The organism is Prescottella sp. D32, from assembly GCF_037287305.1.
Classification (GTDB): Bacteria; Actinomycetota; Actinomycetes; order Mycobacteriales; family Mycobacteriaceae; genus Prescottella; species Prescottella equi.
The window spans coordinates 34,243-59,984 of record NZ_JARBSW010000006.1 but is presented as its reverse complement, the minus strand read 5'-3'; the positions used below and the strand labels follow the sequence as shown (position 1 = coordinate 59,984).

Below are 25,742 nucleotides of genomic sequence, written 5' to 3'. Positions count from 1 at the left end.
TCTGTCGGGTTTCGCCGACTCACAGTCGGCCGCCATCCATTGTAACGACAGCTGGGAAATTGTTACGGAGCGATGCCGGTTTCCACTGCGTCGGGCAGGTCGTCAGAGGAGGCCAGCGCCGCTCCGACGATGCCCGCGGTGTTCAGCAGAGCTGCGGGAACGATCGGCGTACGGTTCTCCAGGCGCGGAATCCACTTCTCGTGCTTGCGGCTGATACCGCCGCCGGCGATGAACAGGTCCGGCCACAGCAGGTCCTCGTAGCGCTGCAGGACACGGGTCACCTCGGCGGCCCACTCCTTGTACGAGAGCCCCTTCTCGTCCTTGACCGACGACGCGGCCCGATGTTCGGCCTCCTTGCCGTCGACCTCCATGTGGCCGAGTTCGGTGTTGGGCAGGAGGACGCCGTGATGCAGGATCGCCGACCCGATTCCCGTGCCGAACGTCAGCAGCACGACGACGCCGTCGACGTCCTTGCCGGCGCCGAACCGGTCCTCGGCGATGCCGGCGGCGTCGGCATCGTTCAGGACGGTGACGGGTCGGCCGCCGAGGGCATCCGACAGCACGGCGCGTGCGTCGGTCCCGATCCAGGACGGGTCGATGTTCGCGGCAGTGCGGGCGACGCCGGCCGTGACGACGCTCGGCAGGGTGACGCCGACCGGCCCGTTCCAGCCGGCGCGGGCAACGATCTCGGCCACGGTTGCCGCGACCGCGGCCGGGGTCGCCGGTCGGGGCGTCTCGATCTTGATGCGCTCCTCGACCAGTCGACCGGTGGCGAGGTCGACCAGCGCCCCCTTGATGCCGCTGCCGCCGACGTCCACGCCGAATCCGCGTGCGCCCACCACCGTCTCCCTTCGCTCGAGACCTCGTCTGCCGAGATGGCCGTCTGCGTCGAAACAGTAGTTGGTTCCGAAGCATTCGGCCGCGTGATGGCAGGTCCGCGATACCGGTGGTGGGGCGGCTCGTGGATGTGGTGCGATACACACATGCACCGCGTGAACAGCTCGCCCGTCGACCGGACCGATTCGAATTCCGCCTCCGTCACCCCCGCAGACCTGCTGCGGGTCGCCGTCGCCGTCGCCGAGACCGCTGCCGAACACGTGCGGGTGCGCCGTCCGGAGGTGTTCGGCGTGATGGGCGCGCGCGTGCACGGAGACGACGGACAGTCGGTGCGGGCGAAGAGCACACCGACCGATCCCGTCACCGTCGTCGACACCGAGGCCGAGCAGTTGATCCGGGGCCTTCTCGCCGAACTGCGCCCGCAGGACGCGGTGCTCGGCGAGGAAGGCGGCGGGGCCCGAGACGTCCCCGAGGGGGTGCGGTGGGTGGTCGATCCGATCGACGGGACGGTCAACTTCCTCTACGGAATCCCCGCGTACTCGGTTTCCGTCGCCGCCCAGATCGACGGTGTATCCGTCGCAGGGGCGGTCGTGGATGTCGCTGCGCGTGTGACGTACTCGGCCGCGAAGGGGGAGGGCGCCCGGTTCGTCGACTCGGGTGCTCCCGACGCGGTCGTCGAGGGAACGCTGTCGTGCAACCCGATCACCGACGCCTCCTCGGCGCTTCTGGCGACCGGATTCGGCTACGGCGTCGAACGTCGCCGCGCTCAGGGGAAGCTGATCGCGGCCCTGCTCCCGCATGTGCGCGACATCCGCCGCGTGGGTTCCGCCGCACTGGATCTGTGCATGGTCGCCTCCGGGCGGGTCGACGCGCACTTCGAGCACGGGCTCAATCCGTGGGACTGGGCGGCCGGTGCCCTCATCGCGAGCGAGGCCGGCGCCCGCGTCCACCTGCCCGGTCCCGACGTCGGCGGCGCATCCGGCGAAGTCGTGCTCGCGATGGCGCCGGGCATCGCCGACGAGCTCGAGGCCGTCATGCGGTCGGTGGGGGCGTACGCGCCGATACCGTGATCGCGAAGGTCAGCAGCGCGCCGTGCGGGCCGCGTCGAGGAGCGCGCTGTCGAGCGGCGCCGGCTCGGCCCCGGCAACCGGATCCTTGAGCGACTTGAGGACCTCGTCGGCGTCGGCGCTGGGGGCGATGTCCTTCGAGTAGGTGCCCAGTGCCAGATCGACGGTCTCGTCGGTGCGGCCGTCCTGGATCAGTTCGGCGCACGGCGCGACGAGCCACAGTGCACTGGCGGCGGCCAAGCCCTGCTCGCCGAAGCGGATCTGGCCGTAGCACTGCAGTGTCTGATCCACGTACACCGGATCGTTGCCGGCCTGCACGTCGGGGGCGCTGGCGAATCCGTACTCGCCCAGCTGCGCTGCCACGTGTGCGGCCTGCCCGCGCTCGCCGCTCGCGTTGAACACGCGCACCTGCGTCGACGACAGTGCCGCGGGGGCCACGTCGAGCAGGGTGCTGCGTCCCACCTTCTCGCCGAGCGGGACGGGCGTGGGAGCGTCCGGCGATTTCGGCTTCACCGGCGGGTTGCAGTCGACGGTGGTCGCGTACACCTCGGGTTCGGTGAGGATGCGAGCCCACACCGTGATGCCGAGGAGCGCCAGAACCGACAGCAGAGCGACAGCGGGTAGCAGGCGACGCCGGGGGAACCGCCGACCCTGATCGTCGGTCGAGCTGCCTTCGGTGATCAGGGAAACCACGGTGTCTGTCGACCTCTCCGTAGATGAACGCGGATTCGATGGCCCGCGGGGAATCGGTGTGGTTCCGGCCACGATCCGCCGACTGCGACCGAACTCCTGATCACTGTAGATCCACGCCCCGCCGCCGTCGCGCACATGCCGCGTCCAGGAATGTCTCGGCTCGAACTGGTGTTGGTGACGATTGACGGACAGTTTTCGACAGTGTCCGGTTCGGTTGCCACTTTTCGCGGTGCGTCGGCTATTGTCTGGCGGCCCCAGTCGTGAGAACACACGATTTCGAAAGGGTCCGTAGGAAGGCGGAAGTGAGGCGCAGGTCATGTTTTCCGAAAGGTGTTTCGGGCACTTCCGGAAGTCCTGAGGCGTTGTTCCAGCCGCAGGAATGTATCTGCCTGATCTTCGGTTTTCCAAGGATCGTCACACCTGTCGAGGAGTGACGGCCCGGGCACCGGGGATGTACGCACGAGGACGAGGGGAAGAGGAAATGGCAACCGACTACGACGCACCGAGGCGCTCGGAGACCGACGAGGTCTCCGAGGACTCGCTCGAAGAACTGAAGGCACGACGAAACGAGGCGCAGTCTGCGGTCGTCGATGTGGACGAGTCCGACACCGCGGAGTCGTTCGAACTCCCGGGTGCAGATCTGTCCGGCGAAGAGCTGTCGGTGCGGGTGGTACCCAAGCAGGCCGACGAATTCACCTGCGCGAGCTGCTTCCTGGTACATCACCGCAGCCGGCTCGCGAGTGAAGAGAACGGCGTCATGATCTGCATGGACTGCGCGGCCTGACGCCGGTCCCTCCGGTCACGCACGAGGAAGCGAGGCTACGCCTTGGGCGCAGTCCCGCGGCCGATGGCGGCCAGCAGTTCGGCTGGCCGCCTCGTGCTGACGAGCCAGTAAGGGGTCGGATCCTCCGGATCGTCGAGGACGATCAGAGCGGTCTGCTTGACCCACGACCGATTGGTCACGAATGCCGCCGGATCGAGCTGACGGCCCAGCGCGGCGCTCTTCGCCGACGGCGGAATGGTCGCGGTCCGGGAAATCACCGACAGCGGCAGATGTGCGCGACCGACCCGGAGCTCGGCGTCCGGCCCGTCGAACACCTCGATTCGTAGGCGTGAGACCCAGAGCAGCGCCCACACCGGGAACGGGAACAGAAGCACGTAGGGCAGCCAGGCCCGTACACCGGGAGACCCCATGTGGATCTCGGCGGCCAGGAGTCCTGCGATGAACAATCCGGCAGGCCACCACCACAACGGCACCCACAGACGTTCCGAGTAGATCGGTGTGCGGGTGTCGGGCGTGGTAGCTGCGGGCTGAGACGATTCGGGCACGCCTTCAGAGTAGTCTCGGTGCACGTGAGCGATCTTCCTGCCGTCGCGTTGAAGCGACTCGACCCCGGTATCCCGCTTCCCCGGCGGGCCCACGAAGGTGACGCCGGCGTCGACCTCTGTACTACGACCGACGTCACGATCGAACCGGGCCGCCGAGTCCTGGTCGGAACCGGCATCGCGGTCGCGCTCCCGATCGGTACGGTCGGTCTGATCCATCCTCGGTCGGGCCTGGCAGCCAAGACCGGTCTGTCCGTGGTCAACACCCCCGGCACGATCGACGCCGGCTACCGAGGTGAGATCAAGGTCTGCCTGATCAACCACGACCTCGAGACGCCCGTCGAACTGCGTCGCGGCGACCGCATCGCGCAGCTCGTGGTGCAGAAGGTCGAGCTCGTCGACTTCGTGGAGGTCGATACGCTCGACGAAACGGTCCGGGGGACAGGCGGCTACGGATCGAGCGGCGGACATGCGATCCTCGACGCGCACAATGCCGATCGAGCTGTCGACGGTACGGAAGGCCGCCCGCACGAGTTGACGCGGCAGCCGAGGGAAGGGGCCTGATCATGTTCGGACGTCGCAAGAAGAAGGAAGCCGAGCACGCGGACACCGCGCCGGTCGAGGCCACCCCGGTCGATCAGGACATGGAGGACGCCGCGGAGTCCGAACTCGATGCTCCGGTCGGTGCGCTCGACGGCGGTCCGTACGACGTGAGCGAGCTCGGCGAGGGCGAGGAGCCGGCCGCGACGCGCCTGGATCTCGGGTCCGTGTTCCTGCCCATGCCCGAGGGGGCTCAGCTGCAGGTCGAGATGTCCCCGGAGGGCGCTCCGCAGAACGTCCACCTCGTGACCCAGTACGGCCGCATCACGGTGTCCGCCTATGCGGCGCCGAAGTCGCCCGGCCAGTGGCGCGAGGTCGCATCGGAGTTGGCGGAGTCGCTGCGTGCGGACAACGCCGACGTCAGCATCGAATCCGGTCCGTGGGGCCGCGAGGTGGCAGCCGCGACCCCCAACGCAGATCTGCGCTTCATCGGTGTCGACGGACCGCGCTGGATGGTTCGCTGCGTGGTGGCGGGGCCGTCCGGGGCCGTCGTGAGCGACGGTCCGCTCGTCGCGACCGCTCGGGCCGTTCTGTTGAACACGGTGATCGCGCGCGGAAACGATCCGCACCCGGTGCGCACGCCGCTGCCCATCGTGCTGCCTCAGGTACTCGTGGAGCAGTTGCAGGCGGCCCACGCCCAGCAGCTCGCCGCTCAGCAGCAGGCCGCGCAGGAGCAGGCCCAGGCGACTGCGGGGCAGTCGCAGCAGCCGCCGTCCGGGAACGGATCCGAACCGCCGCGCCGCGGTGAGTCCGGTTCCGCGATGCAGCAGCTCGGTCTCTGACGGTCGCCTAGACCGGATCTGCCATCGGGATCCGGCGATCCAACGCGGCCAGACACGCCCGTCCCAGCACACTCGGATCATCGCCGACCGCTTGGAGTTGTACTTCGACGAGGTCGGCTGCCGGCAGTGCCGAGACCCACTGCTGCGCCACCGCGAGGGGGTGCACGGCGTCGTCGACAGCGGCCGCGATGCCGACGGGCACGCGCAGCCGCGCGAGATCCGCGACGTCGAGCGCGTGGTAGGACGCCGCCTCCTCCAGCGCGGACGGCAGGTCGGGCCACTGGGATCGCCAGGAGCGGCTCAGTTCGTCCGCCAGCCACGACGGGCTCGACGCGGTCATCTCGGCGGTGACGGCGTCGAGTCCGTCGGCGCGCAGCCGGGACGCTGTGAAAACGGCACTCGCTGCCGCGGGAGTGCCCACGGGCGATCCCGTCCAGGCCGGCAGTGCCGCGAGCACGGCGCGAACCCGGTCGGGATTGTCGGCCGCCCATTCGAGTGCGACGGCCGCGCCGATCGACACGCCCGCGACAGCGATCGTCCCGTGCTCCTCGGCCGCGCGGTCCATGGCGTCGCGGTAGCTGCCCACCACCCGCCGCGGGTCCGGGTCCACCGCGATCGTCGCGACGCCTACCTGGGACAACGCCGCCCGGAAGGCGCGATCGACGAAGGTCGCGTCGGAGCCCGTTCCGGGGAGTGCGACGGCCACCGGGGGCCACGGCTGCAGCTGCATGGTTCGATCTTGCACTGTCCGTTTCACAGGGGATCAGGACGGCTGTGGTTGTCAGGTCACTTTAGGGTTACAGTGACCCTCATGGACCCCGCTCGGGTCCCTCACGGGACTCGGGCAGGATTCGTGCAAGACAAGCGTTATACCCAGATACAACCCTTCGTGCGACGTTCGATACGTCGCCATTTGCTCCAGGAGCGCGCTATGGCACCCGCCGCGGCAGGCTACTTTCGCAGGCTGACTCGCCGACTCACCGAGGATCTCGAGCAGCTCGATGCCGAGGAGATGGTCGAGACCGCCCAGGCATCCGGCGCTACCCGCGCTTGCGACTGCACCAGGGGCGAAGAGGTCACCATGTTCGGCCGGCTCCGCAGTGTGGAGGCGTGTCCCAAGTCGGCCAATGCGAGTGTCCGGGCCGAGTTCTTCGACGGCACCGATCCGGTCACCCTGGTGTGGATCGGACGCCGCCGCATCCCCGGCATCGAACCGGGCAAGACTCTGATGGTTCGCGGCCGGGTGGGTGACCGCGACGGTCAGAAGGTGATCTTCAACCCGTACTACGAGCTCCGTGGCGACTCCTGACCGACGTCCCTCTCCGGGCCCCGTTCTCCGTGCCGACGGCGGCTCGCCGACCGAATGTGGCACTCTCGTCGCGTGACCGAAACGAAGCAGCAGACGATCCTCGAGCAGCTCGGTGGACTCAGCGGGCTGATCTACTCGTCGTTGCCCATCGTCGTCTTCGTGCCGGCGAACAGTCTGTGGGGCCTGGCGCCGGCGGTCTGGACCGCGCTCGGTGTCGCCGCCGCGATCCTCGTGTGGCGCCTGGTCAAGCGGGGTCCGATCCAACCGGCAATCTCCGGCTTCCTCGGGGTCGGTGTCTGCGCCTTCATCGCCTACCGAACCGGGGATGCCAAGGGCTACTTCCTCTTCGGTATCTACACGAGCCTGCTGTACGCGGCTGTGTTCCTGGTCTCGATCCTGGTGCGCTGGCCGCTCGTGGGTGTCGCATGGGGCTATCTGAACGGTCACCGGAACATCTGGAAGTCCCACAAGGGGGCGGTACGTGCCTACGACGTCGCGACGGCGGCGTGGGCGCTGGTGTTCGGGGCACGCTACCTGGTCCAGTCCGAGTTGTACGACGCGGATCAGACGGGCTGGCTCGCAGCCGCGCGCATCGGCATGGGATGGCCGCTCACCGGACTCGTACTCCTCGTGACGATCTGGGCGGTGCGCCGGGCGGACCGGCTGGTCGAGCCGGCGCCTGAGCAGCCGGACGCGGCCGCCGAACCGGAGGACGGGAAGCCCGCCTCGGCAGGTGAAGCGGGTCCGTCCTCGGGCTCAGATGTCGATCGCGGCGCGTAGCTCGTCCTCGACCTCCACCGCGGCGACGAACAGCAGCTCGTCGCCGCCCTCCACCGGATCGTCCGGCTGCGGGACGATGACCCGGCCGCCGCGCAGAATCGTCACCAGCGCCGCATCGCGCGGGAGCTTGATCTTGCGCACCGGCTTGCCGGCAAGCGGCGTGTCGTCGGGCAGTGTGATCTCGACGAGGTTGGCCTGTCCCTGACGGAACGTCATCAGGCGCACCAGGTCGCCCACCGTCACGGCTTCCTCGACCAGCGAGGCGAGCATGCGCGGCGTCGACACCGCCACGTCCACGCCCCAGGACTCGTCGAACAGCCACTCGTTGCGCGGATCGTTGACGCGGGCGACCACGCGGGGCGCCCCGAACTCCGTCTTCGCGAGCAGACTCACCACGATGTTGGCCTTGTCGTCGCCGGTCGCAGCGATGACGACGTCGTACGTCTCGAGTCGCGCGGCCTCGAGGAGGCTGAGCTCACACGCGTCCGCGTGCACCCACTCGGCTTCCGGGATCACGTCGGGTTCGACGTGCTCGAGCTTGCGTTCGAGCAGCATCACGTGGTGCTTGCTGCGGACGAGTTCACGGGCTATGGAGCGGCCGACAGCGCCGGCCCCTGCGATGGCGACTCTCATCAGGGACATCCAATCGGGTCGAACGGCAAGGGGGTCATGTCCGGGCTCACTCGTCCGACGGGGGCGGGTTGCCGGCCAGCGCGACCGCTTCCGCGACGGTCCCGGACACGGCGGCCACGTACACCTGGTCCTGGGCCTGGATGACGGTCTTGCGGTCCGGAAGGATCCCCGACCCGAATCGGATGATGAACGACACACGCGAACTCGTCGCCGTCTCGAGGTCGGTGATGCTGCGGCCCACCCAGTCCTCGTGCAGCGGCAGTTCGGTGACCACGACCGTGCCCGACGGATCGCGCCACTTCGAGATCTGGTCGTCCTGGGCGAGGGCGAGCATGAAGCGATCGGTGGTCCAGGGGACGGTCGCGATGGTCGGGATGCCGAGACGCTCGTAGACCGCGGCGCGTTTGGCGTCGTAGATGCGTGCGACGACCCGTTCGACACCGAACGTCTCGCGTGCGACGCGCGCGGAGATGATGTTCGAGTTGTCGCCGGAGGAGACCGCGGCGAACGCCTCGGCGCGTTCGATCCCGGCGCGAATCAGCACGTCGCGGTCGAATCCCATGCCGACGACCGTGTGACCCGAGAAGTCGGGCCCGAGGCGGAGGAAGGCGCTCTCGTCGCGGTCGATGACCGCCACTTCGTGGCCGATCCGGCTCAGTGCTGTAGCGAGGGACGAGCCGACTCGGCCACACCCCATGACGACTACGTACACCCGTCCACTCCGTTCATCTCACGTCAGACCCGACGGGTTGCCGCCGGCGTCGAATCGAACCGTACAGCGCGCCTGGGGAAGAGCAAGTATTCGCGGTCGTGCGGGGCGGGAGGGCGAGTGTCACAGCAGTTCGGGCGCAGAGTAATGTCGATGAAACGCCCAGAGCGCCGCCCCCGTGTCACGGAACTGTTCGGACGGCTTACGCTTTGGCGGTGTCGAAGGTTTCCACAGCCGCAAAACGGCTGATCCTGGGGCGGCCGTTCCGAAGCGACAAGCTTGGGCACACGCTACTGCCCAAGCGCATCGCGCTACCGGTTTTCGCCTCGGATGCAATGTCTTCGGTCGCGTACGCGCCCGAGGAGATCTTCCTGGTCCTCTCCGTCGCGGGCATCTCCGCGTACGCCTACACTCCTTGGATCGGTCTGGCCGTCGCAGTGGTGATGGCAGTCGTGGTGGCCAGCTATCGGCAGAACGTGCACGCCTACCCGTCGGGTGGTGGCGACTACGAGGTCGCGACGACCAACCTGGGACCCAATGCGGGCTTGACGGTCGGCAGTGCGCTCATGGTCGACTACGTGCTCACGGTCGCCGTGTCGATCTCGTCCGCAGCGTCGAACATCGGTTCGGCGGTACCGTTCGTCGCGCAGCACAAGGTTCTGTTCGCGATCGCGGCGATCGCGTTGCTGACCGCCGTGAACCTGCGCGGAATCCGCGAGTCGGGTTCCGCCTTCGCGCTTCCCACCTACGCCTTCATCGTCGGCATGCTGATCATGCTCGGATGGGGTTTCGCGCGGATCTACCTCTTCGGCGACGACGTCCACGCCGAGTCGTCGGCCTTCGATCTGCAGGCCGAGGATTCCCATCTGTACGGCATCGCCTTCGCCTTCCTCATCGCACGTGCCTTCTCGTCCGGTTGCGCCGCTCTGACGGGCGTCGAGGCGATCAGCAACGGCGTGCCGGCGTTCCAGAAGCCCAAGTCGCGCAACGCCGCCACCACGCTGCTCCTGCTCGGCACGTTCGCGATCGTGCTGCTGATGGGCATCATCATGCTGGCCCAGAAGATCGGCATCGTCTACGCGCACGATCCGGACACCCAGCTCGTCGGGGCACCGGAGGGCTATCACCAGAAGACGCTGATCGCGCAGCTGGCCGAGGCGGTGTTCTCCGGGTTCCCGGTCGGCTTCTACTTCATGGCGATCGTCACGGCCCTGATCCTCGTTCTCGCGGCCAACACCGCCTTCAACGGCTTTCCCGTGCTCGGGTCGGTGCTGGCGCAGGACCGCTACCTGCCGCGCCAGCTGCACACCCGTGGCGATCGACTCGCATTCAGCAACGGCATCCTGTTCCTCTCGGGCGCGGCCATCGCCTTCGTCGTGGTGTTCGGCGCCGAGGTGACCAAGCTCATCCAGCTCTACATCGTCGGCGTGTTCGTCTCGTTCGTGCTCAGCCAGACCGGCATGATCCGGCACTGGACCCGGCACCTGCGGGCCGAGACGGATCCGACGCAGCGTCGGCGCATGCAGCGTTCGCGGGTGATCAACTCGATCGGCCTCGCGATGACGGGCGCCGTGCTGATCATCGTGCTGCTGACGAAGTTCGCCGCCGGCGCCTGGATCGCCATCGTCGCCATGATCCTGATCTTCATCGTGATGAAGTCGATCCGGCGGCACTACGACAGCGTCGCCGCGGAACTCGAGGAACAGGAGTGGGACGGCGTCCTGCCGAGCCGCACCCATTCGATCGTCCTGGTGTCGAAGATGCACATGCCGACGATGCGGGCCCTCGCGTACGCGCGGGCCACTCGGCCCGACACCATCGAGGCGGTCACGGTCAACGTCGACGAGCCCGACACTCGCGCACTGGTGCGAGAGTGGGAGAAGAGCGACATCACGGTGCCGCTCAAGGTGATCGAGTCGCCGTACCGCGAGATCACCAAGCCGGTGCTCGACTATGTGCGCCGGGTCCGCAGGGACTCGCCACGCGACGTCGTGACCGTGTTCATCCCCGAGTACGTCGTCGGCCACTGGTGGGAACAGATCCTGCACAACCAGAGCGCGCTGCGTCTGAAGAGCCGACTGCTGTTCCAGCCGGGCGTGATGGTCACCAGCGTGCCCTGGCAGCTGAGCTCGTCGGAGAAGGTCAAGCGCGAACGGGTGGACAATGCTCCCGGCGCAATTCGGCGTGGATTCGAGACGGAAGACAAGTGATTGGCGGTTCGTGGTGAGTGAGGACTGGACGGGACGTCGACTCGAGGTCGAGTTGGGCAATCCCGGCCACGGCGGGTTCTGTGTCGCCCGGCACGAGGGTCGCGTGCTCTTCGTCAGGCACGGCCTGCCCGGCGAAAAGGTGGTTGCACTGGTGACGGAGGATCGCGGTGGTTCGTTCTGCCGCGCCGACGCCGTCGAGATCCTCGCACCGTCCCCGGACCGGATCGAATCGCTGTGCCCCATCGCGGGACCGGGCGGTGCCGGGTGCTGCGACTACTCGCACGCCACGCTCGACGCGGGCCGGTCGATGAAGGCGTTCGTCGTCGCCGAGCAGCTGCGCCGGATCGCGGGCGTCGAGCAGGACGTCGCCGTCGAGCCGCTTCCCGGAACCGGCAACGGAACCGGTTGGCGGTCTCGTGTGCGGCTCGCGGTCGACGCGTCGGGGCGTCCCGGCTTCCATCGCTACCGCAGCCTCGAGATCGAGACGTTCCTGGCGTGCCCGCAGATCGACCTGTCCGCGTACGCGGGGCTCTCCGAGCGGTCGTGGCAGCCCGGCGGCGAGGTTCAGGTGGTGCTCGATGCGGACGGCGACCGGCACGTGGTGGAGATCGCTCCGGCCAAGGTGTCGCGCACGGGTCGACGCAGTCCGGGACGACGCGGTGCGACGGCGCGACGAGCGGCGTCGTCGGGTACCCGGGCCGAGCGGGTCGTCATCGGCTCCGGCCGACCCGTCGAGCGGGTCGGCGGCCGGGAGTGGCACCTCGCGGCCACCGGCTTCTGGCAGGCACACCGCGGTGCGGCCGAGACGTATGCAGAGGTCGTGGGGGAGTGGACGCAGCCCTCCGCGGGTGACAACGTGTGGGATCTCTACGGCGGCGTGGGAGTGTTTGCGGCCACCCTCGCCGACCAGGTCGGGGTGACCGGACGTGTCGATTCGGTGGAGTTCTCGAAGCAGGCCGTGGCCGACGGCGGCGAGGCGTTGGCCGACCTTCCGCAGGTCCGTCTGCATGCGGCGCGCGTCGAGCGGGCCCTGCACGATCTGCCCACCCCCGACGTCGTGGTGCTCGACCCGCCGCGGACCGGTGCCGGCCGCGAGGTGGTCGACACGATCGTCGCGGCGGCCCCGCAGCGGATCGTGCACATCGGGTGCGATCCGGCGTCGTTCGCGAGGGACGTCTCCCTCTTCCGCGCGGGCGGTTACCGGCTCGAACAGGTTCGCGCTTTCGATGCTTTCCCCCTCACCCATCACGTCGAGAGCCTCGCGCTACTCACTCGATGACGTGGCGCCGGACACGGACCGGACGCCCGGTTTTCATAAAAGCACTGGTAGGTGCCCTGAAATGCGGTATGTCGCATTTGGGAAGTAATTGCTTGAGGCACGCAACTATGCATATAGTTGCGCTCTGCAAGTAATTATGAGGGATGCGGGGTGCACGGATGGCGGTGCAGGCGGACACAGCGCAGGCCTTGGTCGATGCGATCTTCCTGTTCGGTCGTTCGCTGAAGAACGCGATCGCCGGTACAGCGGACGATCCGATCGCCCCGGCACTGGTCGCCGTGCTCGTCGCGCTGTCGGCCCGGGGACCATGCCGACAGAACGAACTGGCGTCGATTCTGTGTCTGAGCCAGTCGGGGCTCAGCCGGCAGATGACCGAACTGGTCGACGCCGGCCTGGTCGAGCGTCACCCGGACCCGGACGACAGGCGGGCTTTCCGTGTCCAGGTCTCCGAAAAGGGCGACGAGGTGTTGCAGACCACCAAGGAACGCAGGTCCGCGCGATTGCGTGCCCTGCTCGGTGAGTGGAGCCAGGAGGAGGCGACGGCGGCGTTGACCGCTGTCGAACGACTCACCGACTCGCTGACCACGCGTCCCGACCCCTCGCCTCTAGTAGCCGATCAATGTGGGAGAGCACTTCGATGACGACACCAGTGGGGGAGAGCCGGGCAGGTACCGGTGAAGAGGCGATGACCCATCGCCAGATTCTCGAGGTCCTGGCAGGCCTCATCGCAGCGCTGTTCACGGCACTGCTCAGTTCGACCATCGTCTCGACGGCGTTGCCGACGATCATCGGTGACCTGAAGGGCAACCAGACCCAGTACGCGTGGGTCATCACCACCGCGCTGCTGGCCAACGCGGCGTCGACCCCGATCTGGGGCAAGCTCGCCGACCTGTTCAACAAGAAGATCCTGGTCCAGACCTCGATCGTGATCTTCGTGATCGGTTCGGTCATCGCCGGCTTCGCGCACAACGTGCCGGTGCTGCTGGCGGCGCGCGTCGTGCAGGGCATCGGCATGGGCGGTCTGACCGCGTTGGTCGTCGCGATCATCGGCAGCATCATTCCGCCCCGCGACCGCGGTCGCTACTCGGGCTACATGGGTGCCGCAATGGCGGTCTCGATGTCCGGTGGCCCGATCCTCGGCGGCGTGATCGTCGACAGCCCGCTCGGCTGGCGCTGGTGCTTCTTCGTCTGTGTGCCGATCGCGGTCGTCGCGCTGTTCCTGCTCCAGCGCACACTGCACATCGCGACCGAACGCAAGGACGACGTCTCCATCGACTGGCTGGGCGCGACGCTCCTCACCGCCGGCGTCAGCATCCTGCTCATCTGGGTGTCGTTCGCGGGTAAGGCGGACTACTACGCGTGGATCTCGAAGGAGTCGGCGATCTACGTCGGCGTCGGCGTGCTGCTGCTGATCGCGACGGTGATCGTGGAATCGAAGGTCAAGTCGCCGATCATTCCGCTTGCCATCATCACCGAGAAGACCACCGGTCTGGCGATCATCGCGTCCATCGCGGTCGGTGTCGGGATGTTCGGTGCCACGACGTTCCTCGGCCAGTACTTCCAGACTGCGCGCGGGCACTCCCCGACGATCGCGGGTGTGCTGACCATCCCGATGGTGATGGGCATGCTGATCTCGTCGGTGGTCTCCGGCCAGCTGATCACCCGATTCGGCAAGTGGAAGCCCTTCATCGTGGGCGGCGCGGTGCTGTTGGTGATCGGTTTCGGACTGCTCGGCACGATCGACCACGAGACCAGCCTGTGGCTGATCGGCGTGTACATCGCGATCGTCGGTATCGGCGTCGGCAGCCTGATGCAGAACCTGGTGCTCGCCGTCCAGAACACCGTGAGTGTGCAGAACATCGGCTCCGCCAGCAGTTCGGTGGCGTTCTTCCGGACCTTCGGCGGTGCGATCGGTGTGTCGGTTCTCGGTTCGGTGCTCGCCACCCGCGTGACGACCCTGTCGGCCGACGGGTTCGCGAAGCTCGGTATCGACACGCACTCTCCGGGTAGCGGCGGCAATCTGGACCTGAACGCGCTGCCGGGCCCGGTCGCGGACATCATCCGCGGCGCCTACGGTGACGCCACCGGACTGCTGTTCCTGATCGCGGCGGCGGTCGCCCTGATCACGCTCGTGTGCGTGATCTTCATCCCGAACACCCCGCTGCGCCGGACCATCGACATCCAGAAGCCTGCCGATGCGGACGAGGCCGCGGAGACCGCGGACATCCGGGCCTGACGCACACTCCCAGGCGGTCGAGAACAACCGAGAACAACGAAAGAGAACGGCCCGCAACCGATACCGGTTGCGGGCCGCTCTCTTTCGTGGGTCGAATCCCGGTCTACGTCTTGCGGTTGTACAGGCGCATCGTCAGCGGTCCGAAGATGACGATGAACCCGGCGCACCAGATCAGCACGCCCGACATCTGGCCGAACTCGAACGAGCCTTCGCACAGCGCGCGAAGAGTCGTGACGAGGTGACTGATCGGGTTGACCTCGACGAACGCCTGCAGCCAGCCGGGCATCGTCGACGGGTCGACGAAGATGTTGCTGGCGAACGTGAGCGGGAACAGGATGAACATCGACACGCCCATGACGGCCTGTTCGGTGCGCAGCAGCATCGCGAACATCGTCCACACCCACGACAGGCTGAACGAGAACAGCAGCAACAGCAGGACCGACAGCACCACTCCGACGACGCCGCCGGCCGGCCGGAACCCGAGGATCAGGCCCAGGATCAGCACGATCACGGACGCGATCGTGTAGCGGACGATGTCGCCGAACAGGGCGCCCACCAGCGGTGACGGCCGCCAGATCGGCAGGGAGCGGAAGCGGTCGAAGACGCCCTTCTCGATGTCCTTGTTGAGCGTGAGACCGGTGTACATCGTGATCATGACGACGGTCTGCACGAGGATGCCCGGAATGAGGAACTGGACGTAGGCCCCGGTCGAACCGGCGAGCGCACCGCCGAACAGGAACGTGAACATCAGCGTGAACATGATCGGGAACATGGTCACGTCGAACAGCTGTTCCGGCACGTGCTTGATCTTGAGCAGGGCGCGCCACCCGAACGACATCGACGTCGACAGCGCGTTCGGCCGTGCCGGGCGCGGGCCGGGCATCTGCAGGACGTTGCCGACCGCCTGCGCAGAGGTGGTGATGGTGTCGGTCATGACGCGGTCCCCTCGAGGGTGTCGGAGTCTGTGGTGGTCTCGGCGCCGTGCCCGGTCAGGGCGAGGAACACCTCGTCGAGGCTGGGCTGGCCGAGCGCGAACGTCGTGACGGCGAGATTCTCGTCGTCGAGTGCGGCGAGAGCGCGAGCCACCCGCTGCGGGTCGTCGATGCGTGCCGTCAGCGCGGCGGGATCGGATTCGAGGTTGACGGGCACGCCGAGCGTGCGTTCGAGTGTCACGGCGGCGTCGGCCCGCCGGGAAGGCTCGGCGACGCGGACGTGCAGGGCTCCGGAGCCCACCGAGGCCTTGAGCTGGCCGGTGGTGCCCTCGGCGATGACCTTGCCGTGGTCGATCACGGCGATCCGGTCGGCCAGCTGGTCCGCCTCGTCCAGGTACTGGGTGGTGAGCAGTACGGTGGTGCCTCCCGCCACCAGGGCGCGGACGATCTCCCACACCTGGTTGCGGCTGCGTGGATCGAGGCCGGTCGTCGGTTCGTCGAGGAAGATCAGTTCGGGGGTCACGATGATGCTGGCAGCGATGTCGATGCGCCTGCGCATGCCACCCGAATAGGTCTTGACCTGACGGCCGCCGGCCTCCTGGAGTCCGAATGCGTCGAGGAGCTGGTCGCAGCGGGAGCGGGCCGCGGCCCGCGAGTACCCGTACAGCCGGCCCAGCAGTATGAGATTCTCGGTGCCGGTCAGATCCTCGTCGAGCGACGCGAACTGCCCCGTCAGGGACACCTTGGCGCGCACCGTCTCGGCCTCTTTCGCGACGTCGTGGCCCAGCACCCGGGCCGAGCCGCCGTCGATCGGCAGCAACGTCGCGAGCATGCGGATCGTCGTCGTCTTCCCGGCGCCGTTCGGACCCAGCACCCCGTACACACCGCCCGTGGGGACAGCGAGGTCGACGCCGTCGACGGCGGTGTTGGAGCCGAAACGTTTGATCAATCCAGTGGTCTCGATGGCCAGTGCGGTGCCGGATCTCATGTGGTCCCCATGGTCTCGTGTGAGCGATGTCGCAACTCGGTCGTCGTCCAGCCTGTCGGATACCGGGTGCCCGCGCAATCGAATTCCGTGGTCTCGCGAGACCGGACGGCCGCGCACGGGCTGCGGTGCCCGGCGCGAATCGGACCAGTCGGTGCGTTCGGTGCGGCGTCAGCTCCGTCCGTGGTGTTCGAACGTTCGCAGCAGCACTTCCAGCTGTCCGTACGCCATGGCGGCAAGGCGCTCGAGAAGGGCCGCCTTGATCTCGGGTGCGCTGCCGGTGAGCCGCGCGAACCCGTCCGGAGGCAGGACGGCGAGGGTGAGCGGGGTGTCGGCGCGGACGTCGTTGAGATAGGTGGAACCGAGCAGCGTCGGCATCTCTCCGAACGACATTCCGGCGGACAGCGTGGTGATCGGGTGGATCACGCCGTCCTCGGTCGTCACGGTGGTACTGGCCCGCCCGGACAGGATGAGATGGATGCCCGACGCCGGCTGGCCGCGCCGCGCGACGACCTCGCCGCGTGCGCTGGTCCGCAGTTCCAGTTCGTCGACGAAGCGCTCGAACTGGGCGTCGGTCAGGTCGGCCAGGAGGGGGTGGGCCTCGAGCTCGATCGACTCCGGTTGCCTGCCGACGCCGCAATGCCGGTCCAACAGGACTTCCTCGCACCAACGGGTCGCCGAGTCGAGATCTGCGAACACCCGCCCGCGTGGATCGTCGGGGGTCAGGCTCGACGTGGCGTGGCCGAACAGGCCGTCGGGGTCGACGAGGGCCGTGCGGCAATCGCCGGTGGCGAGGTCGGCGCGCAGGGCCTCGATCATCCGGCGGGCGACGCCGCTGACGTCGTCGACCCGGCGCACATCGACCACGACCACCTCGAGGTCCGCCCGTTCGGCCTCGATCTCCCGGACGGCGGTCTCGGCGCCGGCGAACAGCAGGTCGCCGTGCAACTCGTAGATCCGCCCGCGATCGCCGAAGGCCTCCAGCGACTGCTGCTCGGCCTCGGTGCGCCGCGTGCGCGAGGGCGCCTGGGAGACGCTGTACCGCGCCCTGATCGACGACCGGGCCGCGCGGGTGACGTGCAGGAAGTGCAGTTCGAGGTCGGCGGACAGTGCGCGGCAGGCCTGTACGCCCCGCACGCTGTTGCCGTGCCGGTCCAGCCGGGGCGAGTAGACCGCGATCCCCAGTTGGCCGGGCAGCACGGCCAGGACACCGCCCCCGACGCCGCTCTTGGCGGGCATGCCGACCTCCGTCACCCACTCGCCGGCGGCGTCGTACATCCCGCACGTCGTCATGACGCTCAGCACCCGCTCGACCAGCGCGGGGTTGAGCACCCGGTCCCGGGTGAGGGGGTTGACGCCGTTGTTCGCGAGCGTCGCCGCCATCAGTGCCAGATCTCGGCACGTGACCTCGATCGAGCACTGCCGGAAGTACACGTCGACGGCGTCGTCGGGGTCGTCGGTGATGACGCCGAACGACCGAAGCATGTATCCGATCGCCCGGTTGCGGTGCCCGGTGCGGGCCTCGGAGTCGTAGACGGCCTCGTCGAGGGTCAGCGGACGTCCCGCGCAGCGCGAGTACAGCGTGCGGATCCTCTCGAACCGTTCCGCCGGATTCGCGCCCGCGATGAGCGAGGCCGCGGTGATCGCACCGGCGTTGATCATGGGATTGCGCGGACGCTCGGTGTCCGGATCCAGGCTGATCTCGTTGAACGGTTCCCCGGAAGGCTCGACGTCGATCTTCTCGGCGACGGCGTCCACGCCGCGGTCGGCGAGCGCGAGCGCGTACGTGAAGGGTTTCGAGATGGACTGGATGGTGAACGGCACCGACGTGTCGCCGACCTGGTAGACGTGCCCGTCGGCGGTGGCCACGGCGATTCCGAGTCCGTCGGGCGCCACGGCCGCCAGTTCCGGGATGTAGTCGGCGACCTCGCCGCCCCGGTCGGTGCACACGACGTCGTACACGCGGGTGATGAACTCGTCGACCACGTTGCCCATGGAGCAACAGTAGGATGAGCGCACAGTCTTGGTTGTGTCATCCGGCACGGGTCGGCCGCGGCGGTGTCGTGGGAATCGATGCCGGACGTCGTCGTCTCCGGTGGCTCCGTAGACTTGGCGGGCTGTCGCGTGGCAGCCCGTGAACCAGCTGGAGGGAGCGATCTCGTTGGGTGTCCTTGCCCGCATCCAGACGCCTGACGACCTGCGTCGGCTCGACTCGGAGGAGCTCCGTGAGCTCGCCTCGGAGATCCGCGAGTTCCTGGTCCAGAAGGTTTCCGCGACAGGCGGCCATCTCGGCCCCAACCTCGGGGTCGTCGAACTGACGCTCGCGCTGCACCGGGTGTTCGAGTCCCCCTCCGACCCGATCATCTTCGACACCGGCCACCAGGCCTACGTCCACAAGATCCTCACCGGTCGTAAGGACGAGTTCGACTCGCTGCGCAAGCAGGGCGGTCTCTCCGGCTATCCGTCGCGGGCCGAGAGCGAACACGACTGGGTCGAGTCGTCGCACGCGTCGGCGGCGCTGTCCTACGCGGACGGGCTGGCGAAGGCGTTCGAGCTCTCGGCGCAGCGCGACCGGCACGTCGTGGCCGTGGTCGGCGACGGCGCCCTGACCGGCGGTATGTGTTGGGAGGCGCTCAACAACATCGCTGCCGGCAAGGACCGTTCGGTCGTGATCGTCGTCAACGACAACGGCCGCTCGTACGCGCCGACGATCGGTGGTCTCGCCGACCATCTCGCGTCGTTGCGCCTGCAGCCCGGCTACGAGCGGATGCTCGACAACGGCCGCCGGATGGTCAAGAAGATGCCGTGGGTCGGTCGCGCCGCCTACCAGTTGCTGCACGGGATGAAGGCGGGCCTCAAGGACGCCGTCAGCCCGCAGGTGATGTTCACCGATCTCGGGATCAAGTACCTCGGCCCGGTCGACGGGCACGACGAGGCCGCGATGGAGTCGGCGCTGCGCCGCGCGAAGGCGTTCGGTGGACCGGTCATCGTCCACGCGGTCACCCGGAAGGGCATGGGGTACGCGCCCGCCGAGAACCATCTCGCCGACCAGATGCACGCCACCGGCGTCATCGACCCTCTCACCGGCCGCGCTCGGGGCACCTCCGCACCCGACTGGACGTCGGTCTTCTCGTCGGAACTGATCGCGCAGGCGGAGCAACGGGACGACATCGTCGCGATCACCGCGGCGATGCCCGGGCCGACGGGGCTGGCGGGGTTCGGGGAGCGTTTCCCGGAGCGGATGTTCGACGTCGGGATCGCCGAGCAGCACGCGGTCACGTCGGCCGCCGGTCTCGCTCTCGGTGGCATGCATCCCGTCGTCGCGATCTACTCGACGTTTCTCAACCGCGCCTTCGACCAGCTGCTCATGGACGTCGCGCTGCTGAAGCAGCCCGTGACGATCGTCCTCGACCGGTCCGGGGTGACCGGCGCCGACGGTGCCAGCCACAACGGCATGTGGGATCTGTCGCTGCTCGGGATCGTGCCGGGCATCCGGGTGGCGGCCCCGCGTGATGCGGCGACGCTGCGCGAGGAGCTGGACGAGGCGCTGGCCGTGAACGACGGGCCCACCGTCATCCGGTTCCCGAAGGGCGCCGTCGGCGAGGATGTCCCGGCGATCCGTCGGCTGGACGGCGTCGTGGACGTACTGCAGATGCCGGAAGGCGAGCGCGGCGACGTGCTCCTCGTCGCGGTCGGCTCGTTCGCCGGTGTCGCGATCGAGGCGGCCGAACGGCTCGCGCAGCACGGCATCACCGCAGCGGTGATCGATCCGCGCTGGGTGCTGCCGGTGCCCGAGTCCTTGATCAAGCTCGCCGAGAACTTCCGGATGGTCGTGACCATCGAGGACAGCGGTCTGCACGGCGGTATCGGGTCCACGGTGTCGGCGGCGCTCCGCGCCGCCGGGGTCGACGTGCCGTGCCGCGATCTCGGCGTGCCGCAGCAGTTCCTCGACCATGCGTCGCGCGACCAGATCCATCGCGAGCTCGGCCTCACCGCGCAGGACGTCACTCGTCAGGTCACCGGGTGGGTGGTCGGGCTGGACCGGCTACGCACCGGTGGCGGGCTCGACGAGGACGCCGACAAGTCGAACCCGGCCATCGGCTGACGGGACCTACCGGAACGCCGCCTCGAGTGCCCTGACCCCGACCTTGGGGTCGAGCAGGCCGTGGTAGACGGGCGGGATGGGCTTGTCGACAGCGAACAGCGTGTAGACCGCGTGCATCGCGCCGTGCACCGAGTACTCGACGGTGAACACGACGTCCTCGGGTAGGGAGGTGAACTGCCCGAGGAACGCGAAGTTCTGCGCGCCGGCGGGAATCACCTCGGGGCGGTCCTCCGGGACTCGGCGGCTGAAAAGCGCTGAGGCGTACGGCATCATGACGGTCGTGACGTCGGTGGTGGCGAGCACCTCGTCGAGGATGTCCTCGAAGCCGTACTGGTGGATCAGTTCGGTGAGGATCTCCCGCCCGGTGGCCTGCGACATCTTCTTCCTGACGTAGTCGCCCTCGTTGTCGATGTCGAACCCGTACCCCCACAGCGTGTACACGCCCTCGGGTTGCTGCGGAAAGTGCGGCTGGTAGGCGACCACCGTCGACAGGTGCCAGCCGGACTCGAACCACGTGGTCAGGGCGCCGGTTCCGGGTTCGTTGCCGGTGTACTCGGTGATGCGGCGGAGCAGCTTGTCGCCGCGCATCGTGAGGGTGAACGACTCCCACTTGTTCTCGTCGATGTTGCCGTAGAAGGTGTTGGGCCGGCCGAAGTCCGAGGCCTTCTTCGCGATCTCTTCCCACAGCGACCAGCTGCGGTCGACGCGGTCGCGGATCAGCGCGGGCACGTCGTCGTTGCCGCCGTAGGTGGTGTCGGCCGTGATCGATCCGAGTGTGGCGAACATGTAGTCGTTCTCGCCCAGTTCGATCGTCGACCGACCGTTCGCATCCTCGATGTGCAGCCGGATCGCGCGCCGCGGCTGTCCGTCCGCTGCGAAGTCGATGTCGACGACGCGGGTCGCGAATCGGACGTCGACCTCGCGGGACCACATCCACCGCTGCAGCGGAACGACCATCGAGTCGTACTGGTTGTAGACGGTGCGCCGAACCCCGGACAGGGTGTGGATGCGGGGGAACTCCTGGACGAAGCGCAGGAAGTAGCGTCGCAGCTCGGCGGCGGAGTGCCACTTCTGGAAGGCGAACGTGGTCCGCCACATCTGCCAGAAGTTGGTGGTGAAGAAGTGGTCACCGAACATATCGTCGATACGGCGGGCGCCGAGGGCGCGTTCGGGCAGGCCCAGCAGCCGCATCATCTCGAGTCGATCCCTGTTGTCGAGACCGAGTTGCGACGCGTCGACGATGTTGTGACGCGAATCGATCAGGCGCGCTTTGTCGTCCGTCCTGACCTTCTCGTTGAAGTCGCGGATTTCCTGCCGGACGCTGATGTCGGGATTCTCGAGTGAGGGGATCGACTCGAACAGATTCCATGTGCATCGGTACGCCTCCTCCTCGAGCATGCGTCCCCCGCGCGTGACCCACCCGTCGGTGACCGCGGGGGAACGGGCGCCGTCGAGCGAGCCGCCCTCGATGTCGAGTTGCTCGAGGATGTGCACGTTCTCGCCGGGCACGCCGGCGTCCCGGATGGCGAAGACTGCCGCTGCCATGCCGGCGATGCCACCGCCGACGATCCAGATGTGGGCCTGTTTCGGGTCGATGCTCATCGGGTTCCTCCCGCCGCGGCACGTCCGGTGGCACGGGCCCCGACGGCGCCGGGTGCCGCTCGGTGCAACGTCGCGGGGAGCCACGACCAGTGTCGGCCGGACCGTTCGCGCCCGTCAACCGGCGGCCGACGACGGAGGGGTCGAGTGACGCTGTCCGGCAAATGATTTGCACGCATGGTTCGGTTCGTGCGGAAATGGTGGTTCCCGATCCGTCAGGAGGTCTCGGTGCCGGAGCCGATCGCGTCGCCCGAGTTGGTCTCGGACTGTTCGAGCTGTTTCGGGCTGTGCTGTGTCGCGTTGCCTTTCGCGGCGTCGAGCGACTTCGCCGTGGACAAGGCCGGGGGAGTGCCGTGCCGCAACCTGCTGGACGACTTCCGCTGCGGTATCCACTCACAGTTGCGGGACAGAGGATTCGCCGGGTGCACCGTGTACGACTGCTTCGGTGCCGGCCAGCAGGTGTCACAGGTGACGTTCGGAGGCGTCGATTGGCGCGACTCGTCCGGCGTCGCGCGTGAGATGTTCGACGTGTTCCCGGTGATGCGCCAGCTGCACGAGCTCCTCTGGTACCTGGAGGAGTCGCTGCGACTGCGCGTTGCCGACCGGCTGCGTCCCGAGCTGACGGCTCTGCGAGACGAGACGCTGCGCCTGACCGAGCGACCGGCCGCCGAGCTGGTGGGCCTCGACGTCGGCGCTCGGCGCGACGCGGTCAACGTCGTGCTGCTGCAGGTGAGTGAACTCGTTCGCAACCAGGCCCCGGGCCGGGGTCTGACCCGTCGCGGCGCCGATCTGATGGGGGCGAAGCTGGCGGGCCAGGATCTGCGGGGCGCCAACCTGCGTGGTGCCTGGCTGATCGGCGCGAACCTGCGCGGGGCGGACCTGCGGTGGGCTGATCTGATCGGCGCGGATCTGCGCGGTGCGGACCTGCGTGGAGCGAATCTGTCGAGTGCACTGTTCCTCAGCCGGTTCCAGATCAATGCGGCTCGCGGCGATGCCCGCACGATGCTCCCCGATGCGCTGCCCCGGCCGTCGCACTGGGCGTAGCGTCAGCCGGCCTGCTCGAGGGTGCGCCCGCGGGTCTCGGTGACGAACCTGCTCACCACGAAGATCGAGACCACTGCCATCACGGCGTAGCCCCCGTACGTGAGCGAGAGGTTCCAGTCGGCGAGCGACGGGAAGGTCGCGGACACCAGGAAGTTGGCGACCCAGTTGGAAGCGGTGGCGATGCCCACCGCGGCGGCGCGAATGCGGTTGGGGAACAGTTCGCTGATGAGTACCCAGACGACCGGCCCCCAGGACAGCGCGAAGAAGAAGACGAAGGCATTGGCGGCGACCAGCGCGACCGTGCCGGACGCCCCCTCGAGGGTGGCGACGGACTCGCCGATCTCGTTGGTCGTCACTGTTGCCGAATGGAAACACACTGCGGCGGTGCCGAGGGATACGGCCATGCCCACGGAGCCGATCAACAGCAGGGGCTTGCGTCCTATGCGGTCGATCACGGCGATCGCGACGAACGTGCCCACGATGTTGACGAGCGCGCTCACGACGCTGATCAGCAACGAGCGGTCCTCGCCGAAGCCCACTGCCTGCCAGAGGGTGCTCGAGTAGTAGAAGATCACGTTGATGCCGACGAACTGCTGAAGGGCCGCGAGCGCGATTCCGACCCAGACGAGCGCGGACACGCCGGTCGACTTGGCGAACAGGGCGCGCACGCCGACGCGCGCCCGCTCGGCACCGAGTGAGGTGCGGATCTCCTCGATGCGACTGCGGACGGCATCGTCGTCGCCGCCCTCGAGCTCTCCGATGATCTTGCGGGCGGCGTTCTCGCGACCGCAGCGCACCAGGTGCCGCGGTGACTCCGGGATCGTGAACGTCATGACGAGATAGAGCAGGGCGGGTACGGATTCGACGGCGAGCATCCACTGCCACGCCTCGACACCGAACAGTTCGCCGCGACCACCGCCGGCGGCGTCGGAGATCGCGTAGTTCACGAGTTGCGAGACCGCGATCCCGAGGACGATGGCGAGTTGGTACATCGAACCGAGCCGGCCCCGGATCGCCGCCGGCGCGATCTCCGCGATGTAGGCGGGGGCGATCACCGAAGCGAAACCGACCGCGATCCCGCCAAGGATCCGCCAGAGCGTCAGGTCCACGATCCCGAACGGGAAGGCCGAGCCGAGGGCGCCGACGACGAACAGCACGGCCGCGATCTGCATGACCCGGATGCGGCCGAGTCGGTCCGCGATGCTCCCGGCCACCCAGGCGCCCAGCGCCGCGCCGAGTAGCGTCAGCGACACCGACAGCCCGGTCGCGCCGGCCCCGATGTCGTAGCGGTCGCGGATCGCGTTGACGGCCCCGTTGATGACGGCGGTGTCGTAACCGAACAGGAAGCCGCCGAGGGCGGCCGCGGCCGAGAACAGAACGGCCAGCCCGACGGCCGCGTGAGCGGCCGGGGGCTGGCCGGTGGTGTCGAGGTTCGACATGGCTCGCCTCCCGCCGAAGGAATCGTTCAGACGGGACGCTACGCCGAATTCGCTTGTCGCGGGGATCAACCGGACCGGGCGCTACGGCAGGTCGTCAGCCGACCTTCTCGGCGGCCTCGGACAGCTGCGGGGTGATCTTGTCGATGACCCACGGCGTCGCCAGGACGCCGGTGCGGCTCAGGCCGGCCACGACCTGGGTGTCGGACAGCGGCACGGCGCTGCCCCGCTGGACGGCACCGAGCGTGTTGTAGCCGGGGTTCTTCGCGGCCTCGGCCTGATCCGGGACGAAGGCGATCACGACGTCGGCGTCGACCTCGTTGATGCGCTCGGCGGAGATGCTGGCGAAGAAGCTGTCGGGGTCGCTCTCGGCGGCGATCTTCTCCACGCCGGGCGAGTTCACGAAACCGAGTTCGGTGAGGACCTGTACGCGCGGGTCGGTGGGCTTGTAGACGTTGACCTGACCGTTGGTGGTGTCGAGGTTGATCACCGAGAGGGTCTTGCCGGCGAACTCGGGATGCGCGGCGGCGGTGTCGGCGAGCATCTTGTCCATGCCGTCGATCAGCGCCGTGGCCTCGTCGGACTTGCCCATCGCCTGACCGACGATGGTGGTCTGGTCCTGCCATGTCGTCTGCCACGCCTTGCCGGGGTACCCGACGGTGGGCGCGAGCGCGGACAGTTGGCCGTAGGTGGCCTGGTCGAAGCCCTCGTAGGGCGCGAGGATCGCATCCGGTGCGAGCGTGGCGATCGCTTCGATCGGCGTCGACGTGGCGGTGTCGAGGAGGGTGGTCCTGCTCGCGTCGAACTTGTCGGACAGCCACGGCATGACGCCGTTCGCGTCGGCGCCGTAGGAGTTCTTCGGCATGCCGGCGGGGGTGCCGCCGAGGGCGTACACGATGTCCTCGGCGTTCCAGCCGAGGGTGACGATCCGCTCGGGCGCGGCGTCGATGGTGGTGGAGCCGAACGTGTTCGCGATCGTGACGGGGAAGGCCCCGCCGGACTCCGTGCCGGCGGCGGTCGTGTCGTCGCCGGACGAGCAGCCGGCGACGAGTGTCGCTGCGCCGAGCGCGGCGATGGTGGCGGCGATCCGACGCCGCTTCGTGAACGCGAACACCTGGAGACTCCTTCGTTGGGGTGAAGGGGAGCCTAACCTACTGCCGGACACACGCGAAGGGCGCGC

At 68.1% G+C, this 25,742-nt stretch carries 24 protein-coding genes; 12 read left to right on the top strand and 12 right to left on the bottom strand.

All coding sequences use genetic code 11. The features are described from left to right. Positions 1–62: 62 nt before the first annotated feature. Positions 63–839, bottom strand: a complete 777-nt coding sequence (ppgK, locus tag PSS76_RS21415; RefSeq protein ID WP_172504522.1) for a polyphosphate--glucose phosphotransferase — start codon at positions 837–839, stop codon at positions 63–65. Between the two features lie 144 nt (positions 840–983). On the opposite strand from ppgK, the gene PSS76_RS21410 reads away from it, so the two are divergent. Further along, positions 984–1,907: an inositol monophosphatase family protein gene (locus tag PSS76_RS21410; RefSeq protein ID WP_005513627.1), complete on the top strand. Its 924-nt coding sequence runs from the start codon at positions 984–986 to the stop codon at positions 1,905–1,907. Between the two features lie 9 nt (positions 1,908–1,916). Here PSS76_RS21410 and cei read toward each other — a convergent pair whose 3' ends face one another. Next, positions 1,917–2,597, bottom strand: a complete 681-nt coding sequence (gene cei / locus PSS76_RS21405; protein WP_022595560.1) for an envelope integrity protein Cei — start codon at positions 2,595–2,597, stop codon at positions 1,917–1,919. A 481-nt stretch (positions 2,598–3,078) separates the two neighbouring features. Between cei and PSS76_RS21400 the strand changes: the two genes are divergently transcribed. Continuing rightward, positions 3,079–3,381, top strand: coding sequence for a DUF4193 domain-containing protein (locus PSS76_RS21400; RefSeq protein WP_005513624.1), 303 nt, complete (start codon positions 3,079–3,081; stop codon positions 3,379–3,381). A gap of 35 nt (positions 3,382–3,416) precedes the next feature. Here PSS76_RS21400 and PSS76_RS21395 read toward each other — a convergent pair whose 3' ends face one another. Further along, on the bottom strand, positions 3,417–3,926 hold the full coding sequence (locus PSS76_RS21395; protein ID WP_013415815.1) for a DUF3093 domain-containing protein: 510 nt from the start codon (positions 3,924–3,926) through the stop codon (positions 3,417–3,419). Positions 3,927–3,944: 18 nt separating this feature from the next. Between PSS76_RS21395 and dut the strand changes: the two genes are divergently transcribed. Both dut and PSS76_RS21385 read left to right on the top strand, forming a co-directional pair. Beyond that, positions 3,945–4,487: a dUTP diphosphatase gene (dut, locus tag PSS76_RS21390; protein WP_005513618.1), complete on the top strand. Its 543-nt coding sequence runs from the start codon at positions 3,945–3,947 to the stop codon at positions 4,485–4,487. 2 nt (positions 4,488–4,489) lie between these two features. Further along, complete coding sequence (locus PSS76_RS21385; RefSeq protein WP_005513617.1) at positions 4,490–5,305, top strand: DUF3710 domain-containing protein; 816 nt, start codon at positions 4,490–4,492, stop codon at positions 5,303–5,305. A 7-nt stretch (positions 5,306–5,312) separates the two neighbouring features. On the opposite strand, the gene PSS76_RS21380 is transcribed toward PSS76_RS21385, so the two are convergent. Then, positions 5,313–6,035 (bottom strand): alpha/beta fold hydrolase, encoded by a 723-nt coding sequence (locus tag PSS76_RS21380; RefSeq protein WP_064059784.1) that lies wholly within the window; start codon positions 6,033–6,035, stop codon positions 5,313–5,315. A gap of 201 nt (positions 6,036–6,236) precedes the next feature. Between PSS76_RS21380 and PSS76_RS21375 the strand changes: the two genes are divergently transcribed. Next, positions 6,237–6,614 (top strand): OB-fold nucleic acid binding domain-containing protein, encoded by a 378-nt coding sequence (locus PSS76_RS21375; protein WP_013415819.1) that lies wholly within the window; start codon positions 6,237–6,239, stop codon positions 6,612–6,614. Between the two features lie 72 nt (positions 6,615–6,686). Further along, complete coding sequence (locus PSS76_RS21370; protein ID WP_175272127.1) at positions 6,687–7,394, top strand: DUF3159 domain-containing protein; 708 nt, start codon at positions 6,687–6,689, stop codon at positions 7,392–7,394. Here the strand turns inward: PSS76_RS21370 and PSS76_RS21365 are convergent. Next, on the bottom strand, positions 7,371–8,027 hold the full coding sequence (locus tag PSS76_RS21365; protein ID WP_022595570.1) for a potassium channel family protein: 657 nt from the start codon (positions 8,025–8,027) through the stop codon (positions 7,371–7,373). The genes PSS76_RS21370 and PSS76_RS21365 overlap by 24 nt on opposite strands. A gap of 46 nt (positions 8,028–8,073) precedes the next feature. Further along, positions 8,074–8,739: a potassium channel family protein gene (locus tag PSS76_RS21360; RefSeq protein WP_013415821.1), complete on the bottom strand. Its 666-nt coding sequence runs from the start codon at positions 8,737–8,739 to the stop codon at positions 8,074–8,076. A 212-nt stretch (positions 8,740–8,951) separates the two neighbouring features. On the opposite strand from PSS76_RS21360, the gene PSS76_RS21355 reads away from it, so the two are divergent. The 4 genes from PSS76_RS21355 to PSS76_RS21340 all read left to right on the top strand — a co-directional run bounded on the left by PSS76_RS21355 (position 8,952) and on the right by PSS76_RS21340 (position 14,461). After that, positions 8,952–10,946, top strand: a complete 1,995-nt coding sequence (locus PSS76_RS21355; protein ID WP_013415822.1) for an APC family permease — start codon at positions 8,952–8,954, stop codon at positions 10,944–10,946. A gap of 13 nt (positions 10,947–10,959) precedes the next feature. After that, positions 10,960–12,225 (top strand): class I SAM-dependent RNA methyltransferase, encoded by a 1,266-nt coding sequence (locus PSS76_RS21350; RefSeq protein ID WP_041674168.1) that lies wholly within the window; start codon positions 10,960–10,962, stop codon positions 12,223–12,225. A gap of 158 nt (positions 12,226–12,383) precedes the next feature. After that, positions 12,384–12,866, top strand: coding sequence for a MarR family winged helix-turn-helix transcriptional regulator (locus PSS76_RS21345; RefSeq protein ID WP_013415824.1), 483 nt, complete (start codon positions 12,384–12,386; stop codon positions 12,864–12,866). Next, positions 12,863–14,461 carry an MDR family MFS transporter gene (locus tag PSS76_RS21340; RefSeq protein ID WP_443147381.1) on the top strand — a complete coding sequence of 533 codons (1,599 nt, stop codon included), beginning with the start codon at positions 12,863–12,865 and terminating at the stop codon, positions 14,459–14,461. The genes PSS76_RS21345 and PSS76_RS21340 overlap by 4 nt, the downstream gene beginning before the upstream one ends. A 103-nt stretch (positions 14,462–14,564) precedes the next feature. Here the strand turns inward: PSS76_RS21340 and PSS76_RS21335 are convergent, their stop codons facing one another. The 3 genes from PSS76_RS21335 to glsA form a co-directional block, all read right to left on the bottom strand. Then, positions 14,565–15,395, bottom strand: a complete 831-nt coding sequence (locus PSS76_RS21335) for an ABC transporter permease (protein ID WP_005513604.1) — start codon at positions 15,393–15,395, stop codon at positions 14,565–14,567. After that, positions 15,392–16,381, bottom strand: coding sequence for an ATP-binding cassette domain-containing protein (locus tag PSS76_RS21330; RefSeq protein ID WP_084923980.1), 990 nt, complete (start codon positions 16,379–16,381; stop codon positions 15,392–15,394). Before PSS76_RS21330 ends, PSS76_RS21335 begins: the two co-directional genes overlap by 4 nt. A 168-nt stretch (positions 16,382–16,549) precedes the next feature. Continuing rightward, the gene (gene glsA / locus PSS76_RS21325) at positions 16,550–18,373 is read right to left on the bottom strand and encodes a glutaminase A (RefSeq protein ID WP_022595576.1); all 1,824 of its coding nucleotides are present in this window, start codon (positions 18,371–18,373) and stop codon (positions 16,550–16,552) included. Between the two features lie 166 nt (positions 18,374–18,539). On the opposite strand from glsA, the gene dxs reads away from it, so the two are divergent. Next, a complete protein-coding gene (gene dxs, locus PSS76_RS21320; RefSeq protein ID WP_013415828.1) occupies positions 18,540–20,483 on the top strand; it encodes a 1-deoxy-D-xylulose-5-phosphate synthase in 1,944 nt (647 codons plus the stop codon). Between the two features lie 6 nt (positions 20,484–20,489). On the opposite strand, the gene PSS76_RS21315 is transcribed toward dxs, so the two are convergent. Next, a complete protein-coding gene (locus PSS76_RS21315) occupies positions 20,490–22,085 on the bottom strand; it encodes an oleate hydratase (protein ID WP_242421215.1) in 1,596 nt (531 codons plus the stop codon). Between the two features lie 174 nt (positions 22,086–22,259). On the opposite strand from PSS76_RS21315, the gene PSS76_RS21310 reads away from it, so the two are divergent. After that, positions 22,260–23,126 (top strand): pentapeptide repeat-containing protein, encoded by an 867-nt coding sequence (locus PSS76_RS21310; protein ID WP_064059787.1) that lies wholly within the window; start codon positions 22,260–22,262, stop codon positions 23,124–23,126. Between the two features lie 2 nt (positions 23,127–23,128). On the opposite strand, the gene PSS76_RS21305 is transcribed toward PSS76_RS21310, so the two are convergent. Together PSS76_RS21305 and PSS76_RS21300 are read right to left on the bottom strand one after the other, a co-directional pair. Next, positions 23,129–24,565, bottom strand: coding sequence for a sugar porter family MFS transporter (locus PSS76_RS21305; protein ID WP_005513591.1), 1,437 nt, complete (start codon positions 24,563–24,565; stop codon positions 23,129–23,131). A 94-nt stretch (positions 24,566–24,659) separates the two neighbouring features. After that, complete coding sequence (locus PSS76_RS21300; protein ID WP_337456608.1) at positions 24,660–25,676, bottom strand: iron-siderophore ABC transporter substrate-binding protein; 1,017 nt, start codon at positions 25,674–25,676, stop codon at positions 24,660–24,662. Between the last annotated feature and the right edge of the window lie 66 nt (positions 25,677–25,742).

Coding starts and splice junctions, on each gene's coding strand:
- glsA (WP_022595576.1), bottom strand. CDS start 18,373: ATGGGCAACGTGGTCGACGAGTTCATCACCCGCGTGTACGACGTCGTG.
- PSS76_RS21345 (WP_013415824.1), top strand. CDS start 12,384: ATGGCGGTGCAGGCGGACACAGCGCAGGCCTTGGTCGATGCGATCTTC.
- PSS76_RS21410 (WP_005513627.1), top strand. CDS start 984: ATGCACCGCGTGAACAGCTCGCCCGTCGACCGGACCGATTCGAATTCC.
- PSS76_RS21340 (WP_443147381.1), top strand. CDS start 12,863: ATGACGACACCAGTGGGGGAGAGCCGGGCAGGTACCGGTGAAGAGGCG.
- PSS76_RS21365 (WP_022595570.1), bottom strand. CDS start 8,027: ATGAGAGTCGCCATCGCAGGGGCCGGCGCTGTCGGCCGCTCCATAGCC.
- PSS76_RS21310 (WP_064059787.1), top strand. CDS start 22,260: ATGGTTCGGTTCGTGCGGAAATGGTGGTTCCCGATCCGTCAGGAGGTC.
- PSS76_RS21375 (WP_013415819.1), top strand. CDS start 6,237: ATGGCACCCGCCGCGGCAGGCTACTTTCGCAGGCTGACTCGCCGACTC.
- PSS76_RS21335 (WP_005513604.1), bottom strand. CDS start 15,395: ATGACCGACACCATCACCACCTCTGCGCAGGCGGTCGGCAACGTCCTG.
- PSS76_RS21385 (WP_005513617.1), top strand. CDS start 4,490: ATGTTCGGACGTCGCAAGAAGAAGGAAGCCGAGCACGCGGACACCGCG.
- PSS76_RS21400 (WP_005513624.1), top strand. CDS start 3,079: ATGGCAACCGACTACGACGCACCGAGGCGCTCGGAGACCGACGAGGTC.
- PSS76_RS21315 (WP_242421215.1), bottom strand. CDS start 22,085: ATGAGCATCGACCCGAAACAGGCCCACATCTGGATCGTCGGCGGTGGC.
- PSS76_RS21330 (WP_084923980.1), bottom strand. CDS start 16,381: ATGAGATCCGGCACCGCACTGGCCATCGAGACCACTGGATTGATCAAA.
- PSS76_RS21305 (WP_005513591.1), bottom strand. CDS start 24,565: ATGTCGAACCTCGACACCACCGGCCAGCCCCCGGCCGCTCACGCGGCC.
- PSS76_RS21380 (WP_064059784.1), bottom strand. CDS start 6,035: ATGCAGCTGCAGCCGTGGCCCCCGGTGGCCGTCGCACTCCCCGGAACG.